The organism is Thermodesulfobacteriota bacterium, from assembly GCA_035559815.1.
In the GTDB taxonomy this organism is placed as follows: domain Bacteria; phylum Desulfobacterota_D; class UBA1144; order Nemesobacterales; family CSP1-2; genus DATMAT01.
On sequence record DATMAT010000021.1, the window covers coordinates 1 to 12,011 of the forward strand.

Sequence of the window (12,011 nt, forward strand, 5' to 3'; positions counted from 1 at the left end):
CTGGCCAATGCGGTGAAGGCGACGCTGGGGCCGAGGGGTAGGAACGTACTTATAGAGAAGACCTTCGGCGCACCGGTGGTTACCAAGGACGGGGTCACCGTGGCCAAGGAGATAGAGCTTGAGGACAAGTTCGAGAACATGGGGGCGCAGATGGTAAAGGAGGTAGCGTCAAAGACCAGCGACGTGGCCGGGGACGGCACTACCACGGCGACGGTACTGGCGCAGGCCATATTCAGAGAGGGGATAAAGCTGGTGGCGGCAGGGCATGACCCGATGAAGCTGAAGAAGGGAATAGAAAAGTCAGTAGAGGTTGTAGTCGGAGAGATAAGAAAGCTCAGCAAGCAGGTGAAGGGAAGGAAGGAGATAGCCCAGGTGGCCACGGTATCGGCCAACGGGGACGAGACCATAGGAAACATAATAGCGGATGCGATGGAGAAGGTAGGGAAGGACGGGGTGATAACGGTGGAAGAGGGAAGGAGTTTGGAGACCACTCTAGAGGTGGTAGAGGGGATGCAGTTTGACCGTGGATATCTCAGTCCCTATTTTGTGACCAATCCGGAGAAGATGCAGGTGGAGTTGGACGAGCCTTACATACTGCTCTATGACAAGAAGATATCGGGGATGAAGGACTTGATACCGCTACTGGAGGAAGTAGCGAGGAGCGGTAAGCCGATATTGGTGGTGGCCGAGGACATAGAGGGGGAGGCGTTGGCGACGCTGGTGGTGAACAAGATAAGGGGGACGCTCAAGTGTGCGGCGGTGAAGGCGCCGGGATTTGGGGATCGGAGGAAGGCGATGTTAGAGGACATAGCGGTGCTGACCGGGGGGAGAGTGATAGCGGAGGAAGCGGGGATGAAGCTGGAAAATGCCAGCATAAAGGATATGGGTAGAGCGAAGAGGGTGATAATAGACAAGGACAACACGACCATAGTGAGCGGAGCGGGGAAGAAGCCGGAGATAGAGGGAAGGATAAGACAGATAAAGACGCAGATCGAGGAGAGCACTGGCGAATACGACCGGGAGAAGCTTCAGGAGAGGTTGGCGAAGCTGGCCGGGGGGGTGGCGGTAATCCGGGTAGGAGCGGCGACGGAGGCGGAGATGAAGGAGAAGAAGGCCCGGGTAGAGGATGCCCTGAATGCGACCAGGGCAGCAGTGGAAGAGGGGATAGTGCCTGGGGGAGGAGTAGCGTTCATCCGGGCGATAAAGGGGTTAGACAACCTGACGGAGGTAGACGATGAGGAGAGAGCGGGGGTGAACATAGTAAAGAAGGTGCTGGAGGAGCCGCTCCGGGAGATAGCGAGCAATGCTGGATGGGACGGGTCGATAGTGGTAGAGAAGGTGAAGGAGGGGAAGGGTTCGCATGGATTTGATGCGGCCAGGCTGGAGTATTGTGATTTAGTGGAAGCGGGGATAGTGGACCCGACCAAGGTAGCCCGGAGTGCGCTACAGAATGCGGCGAGCGTAGCCGGGTTGTTATTGACCACGGAGGCCCTGGTTGCCGAAAAACCCAAGAAGAAAGATGACCTCGGCCCTGGTGCCATGCCGCCAGGCGGTATGGGAGACTTTTAATATATCACCTTAGAAATGCGGATTAAAAGCGGGCACTCTCTTCGGAGGATGTCCGCTTTTTTCTTTTCTTAATTAACCAAGAATGAAAATGAGCAGTATGCAGGACATGGTACACGATATAAGATGCACGATGCAGGATACACGGTAGAAAAAATTTCTTTAATCATGAATCGTGGATCATGCATCATGAATCTTGCATCGTTCGACTGAGCTCACGACGAAGTCTTGGGTCGTCTTTCGTGGCTAAATAGTAAAATCCTTGTATCACCGAATAAGCCGTGTTATCTTACCCAACATGCTTAATTTCATTTCTCTGAAGCCTCAAATAAATAAAATGATCGAGGAAAAGAAGGGCTTGGAGGAGCATTCCTTAGAGAAGATAAGCCTCTCCCTGAGCGAGCTTAAACTCAGGTCAAAAAAGTGGGAAGAACTTTCCCAAAAAGTAAAACTAAGTAAGACATCCTGGTTACTGGCCGGCGTTCTCGGCCCTCTCGATAATACCTATTTCCTTCCTATTCGTCCTCAAACCTGCACCGTTATAGCTTCGGATGGCTCTCAGATATTTCCCAACAGGCATGAAGCGCTGCCCTGCTACCTGATCAATATCGGTTCGGCAGTACTTCACTACGGGGAAGAGGGAAAAGCTAAACTCAACTCCTATCCCAAGTTTTTTTATAAAGACGAGGATCGGCTGGTTATCTGGGATGGAAGGAGGATTCCGGCCGATAGCTCGGTAATATCCGAAAGAAGGGCCTTGATGGAGTTTCAGGAGCTGCTGAGACTGGCGGATGAGAATAAAAACCTGGGAAATACGGTAGCCATTTGTGACGGTACCCTAATTTTCTGGAGACTAGAAGGAACCCCCTCCGATTTCAAGAATGAAATCATACAACCTTTTATCAGTGTGATGGATAGATTAAAGGATTTAAGAATCCCGATAGCCGGATACATCAGTTTTCCCGGCAGCACCGATGTGATAAACACCCTTCGCGTTGGGCTCTGTCCGGAGGAGGTAAGCTATTGTAATAGATGTCCTTATACAGACTTGCCTGAACTTCCCTGTTCCCCGATAGAAGGCGTGACTGACCGGATGTTATTTTCAAGGGTATTATCTAAGCCCGGCGAAAGGTCATCGGTGTTCCAAAGCTCTTCAAAAATCCTAGACCTGTATGGCGACCACAAAATTTATTTCTTTTATCTAAACATTGGCGAAGAGATTGCCAGGGTAGAGATACCGAAGTGGGTAGCGAATGATAAGGAACTTTTAGACCTCACCCATACAGTTATCTTTGACCAGGCAAGGAAAGGCAGCGGCTATCCCGTAGCTCTAAGCGAAGCGCACGAGCAAGCAGTAGTAAAATCGAGAGATAGGGATTTCTTCTTTGACCTCATAAGAGAAGGGTTAGTGAGGTCAGATTTCAGGGTTACCGTTTCCAGAAAAGGTTTGTCAAAAAGGATACCCAGGATTTAATGAGCCGAGTCGGCGAGATAGTAGAGTCGAGTACGAAGGGATTCGTGGCCCGATCTCCAAGGATAGGCCAGTCTCCTTCCTTCGGCTGCTTTGTGAGGACCGATTCAAAACCGGTGGTATATGGATTGGTCTATGAAATTATTACCGAAAGTAGAGACCCCGGGAGAAAGCCTGACCCTTATGGTAAGAGCATGGAGGAGTTAAAGCGCGAGCAGCCGGAGATTTTTGAGTTATTAAAAACGGAATTCCGTTCCCTGACCATAGCTTATTCGGAAAAAGAGAATATAAGGTTCTCTCTTCCCCCTATTCCTCCGCATATTCATTATTTTGTCTACGAGTGCACAAGAGAGGAAGTAGAACTGCTCAGTTCCGAGGATTTTTTTCTAAGGACTATCATTTCCTCTCCTAACGTCCCAGTCGATGACCTGATTATCTCTTCCCTCCGCCATGCCCAGGATGCCAGACAATTCGACAAAGACTACCTGGTCAGAATGGGAAAAAGCCTGGCCCGGTTTTTTAAAGACGACTATGAGAGACTGAGCTCGGTCTTGAGACGCTTGGTTTGAAAATAAAAGTATAGAGTTTCTGCCACGGAGGACACAGTGATAGGAGAGGATATTATAAAGGAATAACTCTACAACCTCTGTGCTCTCTGTGGCTAAATTCTAAAATATTTTTAGCACACTCTTAAAGTCGGAGAAATCTTCAAACAAAAAATCCGGGTCGTATTTTTCTAATTCGCGAGCGGAATAAGACCCGGTGGCCACGGCCACTACCTTTGCCCCTGCCTCTCTTCCGTGGATAATATCGAAAGGGGTATCTCCGATAACAAATGCGGCCTCAAATTCCTTTTTATGGTTGAAGAGAGCTTTCCCTCTTTCGATGGCGATGCGAATTAGCTGATTTCTCTCTTCCGAATCCGAGCCAAATCCCCCGAATTTGAAATAGGAATCAAGCCCCGTGCGCTTCAGCTTTATCCGCGCTCCCTCCTCTATATTCCCCGTAGCCAGTCCGAGTGTCAGACCCTGCTCTATAGAGAGTGTCTTTATCAGTTGAGTGACTCCAGGCATTATTTTGAAACCACTGGAGTCGGTTATTTCTTCCCCTAGAAAAAGGACATACTCTTTATAAACGATGCTTGCTTCCTCCGGCTCATAGTCTCTTCCCAGATTCCGATTAAAAATCTCTCTCAAGATTATCGGGTCGGTCTTTCCGTCGGCCCTTATTCCATCCATGGCGTTCGGAATCCGGAATAGTTTCTCGAAAGCGCGGTTTACTGCCCTTACGGCAGCGCCGCCGGTCAGGAGAATGGTTCCGTCGATGTCGAAGAGGATGAGTTTCATTTTGATTTATCTTTTTTTGGTTGTCATTGTGAGCGATGTGGTTCCCTAAGATTCCTCCCCTCTGATCACTACCACAGATCCCAACGAAGCAACCACTTTAGATTCCTCACGTTCGTTCGGAATGACAAAAGCAGTTTTGCAGCACCGAAAACACAAAGAGATTCTGTCATTTCGACTCTTTCACTATGCTCAGGATAAACTCCGGGAGAAATCTTAGATTTCAGGAAACGATACCTTTTGTCAGATTTTTAGAAAATCTATTAATTAGATGCTTTTTTGCTAAATTCATGAAATCTTATCAATCGCTGTTGAGTAAAATTCCTCCTCAAGTTCATATAACTCTCTTGCTTTATCGGAAGCCAGAAGAAGTAAACCTAAATCGGGTTTTTCTTTCTCGCTTATTTCTTTAAGAAGCAGCGATATGTCGCTCCACCTGTTCCCGATTAAGTCCATTCTCTCGGAGAGCTTTAGTTCTCTCAAAGAAGGCACTATTTCTTCCGCCTCCCTCAGAAAATCCCTGTAGATCCATCTAAACCCGGCGCCGCATACCCCCCTTTTCGCTATCACTTGATATCCAAATCTGGCGCACCATTTCCAGTCGGACGCTTCCGACCAATTGTGAAGGTCTTCAGACCACAGCTTTATCATCTTAACCCCGGACTCCCCTCTTCCCCCTTTTCTGCCTTCGGTCATTTTTCTTGCATTTTCACGTAAAGCTTCCGGTATGACCTGGGATAAAGGCCTAATCGGTTTTTGGGGATTAACCTCGAACCAATTATTTTCGAGTGGGTTTGATGGGGCCTTCGAGGCTCTTCCCTTCATGAACTTTTCGTAGGAAACCGCCTGAAGCCCTTCAAAACCGGTATCGGCCAGAAAGACGGTTTCTCTCTCATCGTCGTAGCCCCAAACGGAGACTATATGCCCAGGGAAGTTTGTCCAGGAATTATAGTATTCCAAGTAACGTACATCGGTTTGGACCAGTATGGGTATATCTTTATCTATCCATTCCTTTGCAATTTGTAGGGCTTTTTCATCATCCGTTTCTTTCTTCCATGAAGTGGGCTTGTCTACGAGGCTGAAGAAGGTTGGCTCCATTTCCGGGCCGCGGAGGAATATCATCCGGGAGGGGCTGATTTCTTCGCTTATGGTGTAGTAAAACCCGAGACCTCCGCCGATGCCAAAGCACATCGCCTCTGACCAACTGTATCCGTGGTAGGTGATTACGTCCCTTAAAGCTACTGAGCCACAGTGAAGGCCGGGAATGTGAACCCAATTCTTGATTATCTTTTTCATGTCATGATAATTTTACCATAGCGTTTAGAAGACACTTCTATTTTGCTTAAGGTGCCTTTATAGATACGTATTGCACGCCGATAATTTTCAACTCGAAACCGAGAGACCGAAAACAGGGAAATTGTCCGTTTCCTATGGTGACTATAAAGCCGAGCGGGTATCATAATTCACCATTTTTGATTTAAGGAGAAAGAGATGAAATATATGGCTTTATTTTTTTTATCCATTATTTTGCTGTTTCATCTCTCTTGTGAACTTGATGGCTCAGACCTGGGGCTGGATCATATCAGCGAAGAGGATGCAAACGCGCAGAATTTTAATTTAATAACACCGGGATATGAAATGCAGGTGGCCATCAGTGATGACGTGGATGGAGATACCCAGGACATATTGGATGTACTCGATGAAAGGGCGGCGGATTTTTTGGAATGCCAGTTCATGATGGGCCCGGATATAGGTGCGGAGCCTTTTCAAATCGAGAGCGGAGAGATAGTACCGCCACTTTCCGAGCTGAGGGTGTATGTGGTTCCTTTCAACTTTGAATGTGACGCCGAGGATAAAGATATTTGCGCCGGTATATATTTCTTTGATTCAGATCTGATAGTTATTGCAGTAGAGGGTTTAGGCAGATGCGGCCAATTACCCCTATGGAAGCACGAGCTGGGACACCGGTATGGCATGACCGCAAATCACAGCAATCAGAGCGAGTTTGAACCCTGCATCGATCCCCCAGAGTGTGCGTTTGATGATTTTGAGGATGTAGGAATAGCAGGGTAAGAACTGTAAATTTTTGAATGAGGGAAATTTAGGGTAATAAAGACAGATATAATATCTATTCTAGCTAATACCAAAAAAGATAATAGATAACACGCATGTCCTTCGACGTTGCTGAGGACAAGCATGCATTCCTTACTTAAAGCTTAATTAACTGGTGGAAGATTTCTCCGAGTCCCTGATGGTTCTCGTAATAAGCACGCTGAGGACGATGAAGGTTTCAAGTATCACTTCCAAATAGGATAACACATTAATATTGTTCTTCAGTTCAACCCGGTGAGAGTTTCTGTCGTCTATACCGGTGATGTAAATAAAAGCGTATAGGGGCTGAAGTTATTGGTCAAAAAGTTCAAGAACCCTCTCCGCCAGCCTTTCCGCCTTTTCGTCTGTTGACATAACCGTATCAAAAATTATAGGCTTTATGCCGATTGCGCTTATTCCTCCTGATTCAAAGGCGTCCTTTTCATCAATAACCATTTCATCTAAAAAATCACGATAGAGCCTGGCTATCCCGGTTGATGAAACTTCCAATCCCAATCCTCTCATCAGGCGGTCGGCAGGGCCTTTTAACGGCTTACCACCTATTAGCGGGCTTATAGCCACTATTTTAGCATTTGTTCTACTTAACGCTTCTCTAATCCCGTTGACCTGTAATATAGGCCCGATGCTTATGATGGGGTTGCTCGGACAGACTATTATTCCCCTGGCTTCCTCTATTGTCTGTATAACTCCGGGGGCGGGTCTGGCGGTCTCCACCCCCCTTACCACCACACCGCTGACCTTGGGCTTCATAGCCTTTTTAACCAGGTATTCCTGAAAGTGCATTTCTCCCTCTTCTGTGGCTATCCAAGTCTCTACGTCCTGGTCAGTCATCGGCAGTATCCTTATGTTGTTAATTCCGAAGGCCTTGGCTATCTTGGCGGTGATTTTAGAGGGTGTAAGCCCCCTGTTTCTCAAATGTGTCCTGTGAACATGGGTGGCCAGGTCACGGTCTCCAATTTTAAACCAGGTTTTTACGCCGAATCTTTTGAGCGAGTCAAGATAGTTGAACGTGTCTCCCCTGATTCCCCAGCCTTTTTCCCGGTCGACGAAATCGGATAGCCAGTAAATAATCGTGTCGATATCCGGGGATATCCTTAGCCCGGAGATGGTTATATCATCCCCGGTGTTAACTATCACCGTGAACGGCTCGCTTTTGATGGCACGGGAAAGGCCTTTCAGAAACTTAGCCGCTCCAACCCCTCCTCCCAGGGCAGTAATCATCAGCTCAACCTTTTTTCTAATAGAATCATGATAAGGAATGATTTTGTAGCCAAATCGAATTCAAATCGAATTCAATCTTGAATGTTAGAGGTTTAGAATATGTCCGAGGGTATCAGGTGTCAAGTAAATATTGGAGAGACTGCCCGGATCTACCTATTCTTGAAACTTATCGGTAACTGATATAGATTTAAAATGATATCAACGACAAAAGGACGTCATTTATATGAGTCTTGAACTATTGAGAAGGAGTCAGAGCTGGTTTACACGCGGCGTTCTGATAATACTGGCTATTACATTTGTTTTTGGGTTCGGATTTAGTATCAGTAACTTCGGCACCGGGGGAAGTGTTCCCCAGGGCACTGCGGCAGAGGTAAACGGCGAGAAGATACCTCTCCTAGAATTCTATAGGGCAAGGGAAAGGCTTTATAAACAATATCGACAGCAGGGTGAAATTCCGGAGTGGGCCTTTAATTTCATCGCCCGAGGGGCGTTGGACCAATTGATTGATTTCAAATTGCTGTCTCAAAAGGCTAAAGAGCTCGGGTTCAGGGTTACCGACGAGGAGTTGAACGAGGCTATCGTATCTAATCCGGCATTTCAGGTGGACGGACAATTCATAGGCGCCGAGGCGTACAGGGCTTTTGTGGAACAGGCCTTCAATCAGAGTGTGGGAGAGTTTGAGGACAGATACAGAGAAGAGTTACTGGTTCAGAAGCTCCTAAACTTTATGAATGAAACAGCAAAAATAACCAATGAAGAGCTTCTTAATCTTTTCAAGATGGAGAACGAAAGGATTAACCTTTACTTCGTGAGCTTCTCGTCCCAGGAATTCATGGATTCCTTTTCCCCGAGCGAAGAGGATATAAAGAAGTATTATGAAGAGCATAAAGCCGACCTTAAATCACCCGAGCTTAGGAGCATTCGTTATATCACCGTTACATCAGAGGATTTCAATAAAGGTGTTGAGGTAAGCGAAGACGAGATCCTGGCTTACTATAACGCATATCCAGACGAATTCCGGTCTGAAGATAATGAAATTCGTCCCGTGGGAGAAGTCAGGGAGGAGATCAAGAAGAAGCTAAAGAAACAAAGAGAGGGAGTAAAACGGGCCGGGCTGCTCAGCACTCTCGAAAAAACCATAATTAAAGAGCCCCTCGATAAAATAGCGGAAAGTAGCGGAATAGAAAAAGTTAGAAATAGCAAGCCTTTTTCGCCCACGGACAGTTCATCCGACCTGCCAGCCCAAGTAATAGAGAGGGCTTTTGCTATAGAGCCCGGACAAAAGACCTTTTTTCAGGTTGGCGATGACGTATGGATTATAGAGCTTGCCGAAGTAATCCCTCCGCGTGAGAAAGAATTCAAAGAAGTGAAGGAAGAAATAAGGAGCCGTATCCAATCTATGAGGGCAAAAGAGACTGCACGAGAAAAGGCCCAGGAGCTTCTAAACAAGGCTAGGACAAATGGCGGGGGATTAGATAAGCTTGCCCAGTCTCAGGGGCTAGATATAGAAGAGACTGGGTTTTTTTCGCGTCTAGAGGATGTTCCTGGCGTAGGGGCAGACGATTTAAGGATTGAAGCCTTTTTACTCCATGACAAAAACCCCCTGGCCTCCAAGGTTTATGTGGTTGATGACAAATTTTACGTAGTATCGCTCAAAGAAAAACAGGAAGTCAATCTCCAGGAATTCGATGAGAAAAAAGCCGAGCTAAAAGAAAAGGCGCTCTCTCAGAGAAGAAGGGATTTATACTCAGAATGGATACAAAAGCTGAGACAGGAATCAAAAATCGTGGTTAATGAGAATCTTTTTACTCCTCAAGGATAGTGAGCCGGGGAGAGAGGTTTAATTCGGATGAGGACTTTAATTATCGGTTCGGATAAGGAGTACTGTTTTGCTATAAAGGACTTCCTGGAACAAAGAGGCCTGATTGTAACGGTCGTCCTGAGCTATAAGGAGGGGATTGACAAGCTTTCCTACGAAACCCCCGACCTCACCGTAATCGAACTCACCGCACATGCATTAAGCCCTACTCTTATGAATAAAATAAAGGGCTCTGGATACCTGCAACCTGCTTATATTGCCGAGAGTACCGAAATCGAAAAAGGGAAGAAACCGGTATTTATACTGGAACAGCCTGACCAGTTGAATACCTTGTTTGACCTCATCGAATCCTATTTGGCGAGCTCAACCGACGAGGGGCCTGGCTCTTATGTGGATGGGGAAGAAGAAAGCGGAGAACTGGAACCGAATTCTTATCCCCTACTCTTGTCAAAACTCTATCAAGATAAAAGAAACGGCATTTTGAGCATAAATTCTAATGTTATTCTCCGGGTCTATCTTATAAAAGGGGTCCCCATATTTGCCGAAGGAGGAGAGGTGGAAACGGCGCTTGGAAGGATGCTCCTAGAAGAAGGAAAGATAAAAGAAGATGACTATGAAAAGGCATTGGAAGCGGCAAACGAAAAAAAACTAAGACTCGGAGAGATCCTTGTGTCTATGAACCTGCTTTCCCCTCATGAGCTGAACAGCTTTTTAGAGCTTCAGGTAAGGGAAAAGATAATAGGGGGGTTCAACTGCGTACGAGGGACTTATAGCTTCAAGCCGGAGAGTAGCTTTGCCGATAAAATGGTGGCCTATCAAATAGACCTGCCTCAGCTACTTTATGACGGTATTAAAAGACGTATAGAAGTAAAGAGTATCGAAGAGATCTTCTTCAAGGGAGACGAAAACCCATCGGTTGAACCAAGCCCAAATCTAAAGAGCCAAATAGATAGACTGGGCTTTGGCCCGAGAGAGCTCCGGTTTATACAGCTCCTCAAGGATAGGGAGAGCATGCGTGAAATACTGAAGATGAGCAGGCTGCCCAAGGACGAGACAATTAAGCTCCTTTATTTTCTCTACCTGCTTGGCATGGTCAAGGTCTCGGGAGTTCCACCTCCAGAGGTTAAAAAAACAGTTATTAGGAGAGTAACCAAGGAAAAAGCGGCAGATTCAAAGAATGAAGAGATCAAGATATATCCGGAGGACCTAATCGTCCTGGAGGATGAGGTCGACGAATCGGAACCGTTTATGGAAGGTTCTTTTACTGAACCAGGGGTTGAGGGCGGAGTGCACAAGCTTACTCCAGAACAGCAGATTTACGGGGTGACCACAGAAGAGACCCCAATAGGGGCTCCATCCATAGATAAAGAGATGAATGACCAGACCGCAAGCATGGAATTTAACCAGAAATCCCGCGCGAAGCTTGATTCAGGAAAGAGTATGGCCGGCGGATTGGAAGAGGGCGTGAAGATTGCTGGAGAAGAAACGGGCAAGCACATTGTTAGTAATAGAAAAGGCGTTCACATTCCGGATATCGAAATAGATTGGGAAAAGAGAAAGAGCGTTGAAATAGAATTTACTCCGTCTAGTGAAGGGATGAGTGAAGCAACGGGAGGGTATGAAGCAAGGGATAACGTCTCGGAAAAGCTATTACTGGAGGAAAAAAAGAGAAAAAAGGAGGCGCTCATAGAAGAGATTCAGAGTCTCCATTCTAATTTGGAGGGCAAGAGTTATTATGAGATATTGGGCATAAATAAATCGGCCAGAAAGGAAGAGATAAAAAACGCTTATTTTAACCTGGTGAAAAAATTTCACCCCGATGCTAACCCTGACCTCAACAAAGATATAAGAGAGAGGACGGAGGAGATCTTCACAAAAATCACCGTTGCCTATGAAACCCTTTATGATGACGCCAAGCGTAAGGAATATGATTCACGGGACGAAGTAGAGAAGGTTAAATCTCAGGTCAAGCTTCTATACGATGCCGAGATTGCTTACAAGGCCGGGGAGGCTTTTCTCAATCAGAGAAGGTATAGAGAGGCTCAAGAGAAGTTCCTCGAGGCCGTGAATTTGAACCCGGAGGAAGCCGCTTATCTAGGGGCTCTGGTCTGGGCGAGGTTCTTGGGTGAAATCGATAAGGATAGGATTTTGAATGATGTTAAAAAGCAGCTTGAAAAAGCCATCGGTATCAACCCTAAGGTGGCTGAGAACCATTATTACCTCGGCTCTCTTTATAAACATATGGAGGACCTGAACAGGGCCGAGGCCTCTTTTTTAAGGGCTGTGGAATGTAATCCCAATTACATAGAGGCCAAGAGGGAACTCAGGCTTCTTCAGCAGCGGAAATCCGATAGCAATATCCGGGATAAGAAAAGGGAAAAGAAGTTCTGGTCAAGTTTATTTAAAAAGTAATTAAACACTATATCTAGTATGAATCCATCATCATAACACATTAAATTGTGTTCCATCTTTACAGCTT

9 protein-coding genes are annotated in these 12,011 nt (G+C 46.3%); 6 read left to right on the plus strand and 3 right to left on the minus strand.

The features are described 5' to 3' along the window. The 3 genes from groL to VNN20_05280 form a co-directional block, all read left to right on the plus strand. On the plus strand, positions 1-1,569 hold a 1,569-nt coding region (gene groL, locus VNN20_05270; GenBank protein HWP91586.1), incomplete at its 5' end, for a chaperonin GroEL. 334 nt (positions 1,570-1,903) lie between these two features. Continuing rightward, entirely contained in the window at positions 1,904-3,040 is a 1,137-nt protein-coding gene (locus VNN20_05275) for a DNA double-strand break repair nuclease NurA (GenBank protein ID HWP91587.1), read from the plus strand. Then, positions 3,040-3,606 carry a hypothetical protein gene (locus VNN20_05280; GenBank protein HWP91588.1) on the plus strand — a complete coding sequence of 189 codons (567 nt, stop codon included), beginning with the start codon at positions 3,040-3,042 and terminating at the stop codon, positions 3,604-3,606. Before VNN20_05275 ends, VNN20_05280 begins: the two co-directional genes overlap by 1 nt. A 99-nt stretch (positions 3,607-3,705) precedes the next feature. Here VNN20_05280 and VNN20_05285 read toward each other — a convergent pair whose 3' ends face one another. Both VNN20_05285 and VNN20_05290 read right to left on the minus strand, forming a co-directional pair. Then, positions 3,706-4,383, minus strand: coding sequence for an HAD family hydrolase (locus VNN20_05285; protein ID HWP91589.1), 678 nt, complete (start codon positions 4,381-4,383; stop codon positions 3,706-3,708). A gap of 285 nt (positions 4,384-4,668) precedes the next feature. Further along, positions 4,669-5,676, minus strand: coding sequence for a BtrH N-terminal domain-containing protein (locus VNN20_05290; GenBank protein HWP91590.1), 1,008 nt, complete (start codon positions 5,674-5,676; stop codon positions 4,669-4,671). A gap of 195 nt (positions 5,677-5,871) precedes the next feature. On the opposite strand from VNN20_05290, the gene VNN20_05295 reads away from it, so the two are divergent. Continuing rightward, positions 5,872-6,453, plus strand: coding sequence for a hypothetical protein (locus VNN20_05295; protein ID HWP91591.1), 582 nt, complete (start codon positions 5,872-5,874; stop codon positions 6,451-6,453). A 330-nt stretch (positions 6,454-6,783) separates the two neighbouring features. On the opposite strand, the gene cofD is transcribed toward VNN20_05295, so the two are convergent. Then, complete coding sequence (gene cofD, locus VNN20_05300; GenBank protein ID HWP91592.1) at positions 6,784-7,713, minus strand: 2-phospho-L-lactate transferase; 930 nt, start codon at positions 7,711-7,713, stop codon at positions 6,784-6,786. 223 nt (positions 7,714-7,936) lie between these two features. Between cofD and VNN20_05305 the strand changes: the two genes are divergently transcribed. Beyond that, entirely contained in the window at positions 7,937-9,535 is a 1,599-nt protein-coding gene (locus tag VNN20_05305) for a peptidylprolyl isomerase (GenBank protein ID HWP91593.1), read from the plus strand. Positions 9,536-9,562: 27 nt separating this feature from the next. Continuing rightward, positions 9,563-11,944 carry a DnaJ domain-containing protein gene (locus tag VNN20_05310; protein ID HWP91594.1) on the plus strand — a complete coding sequence of 794 codons (2,382 nt, stop codon included), beginning with the start codon at positions 9,563-9,565 and terminating at the stop codon, positions 11,942-11,944. Positions 11,945-12,011 lie beyond the last annotated feature (67 nt).

Bases quoted from the DNA above. Each gene is read 5' to 3' on its own strand.
- VNN20_05285 (HWP91589.1), bottom strand. From the start codon at position 4,383: ATGAAACTCATCCTCTTCGACATCGACGGAACCATTCTCCTGACCGGC.
- VNN20_05290 (HWP91590.1), bottom strand. From the start codon at position 5,676: ATGAAAAAGATAATCAAGAATTGGGTTCACATTCCCGGCCTTCACTGT.
- VNN20_05280 (HWP91588.1), top strand. From the start codon at position 3,040: ATGAGCCGAGTCGGCGAGATAGTAGAGTCGAGTACGAAGGGATTCGTG.
- cofD (HWP91592.1), bottom strand. From the start codon at position 7,713: ATGATTACTGCCCTGGGAGGAGGGGTTGGAGCGGCTAAGTTTCTGAAA.
- VNN20_05275 (HWP91587.1), top strand. From the start codon at position 1,904: ATGATCGAGGAAAAGAAGGGCTTGGAGGAGCATTCCTTAGAGAAGATA.
- VNN20_05305 (HWP91593.1), top strand. From the start codon at position 7,937: ATGAGTCTTGAACTATTGAGAAGGAGTCAGAGCTGGTTTACACGCGGC.
- VNN20_05295 (HWP91591.1), top strand. From the start codon at position 5,872: ATGAAATATATGGCTTTATTTTTTTTATCCATTATTTTGCTGTTTCAT.
- VNN20_05310 (HWP91594.1), top strand. From the start codon at position 9,563: ATGAGGACTTTAATTATCGGTTCGGATAAGGAGTACTGTTTTGCTATA.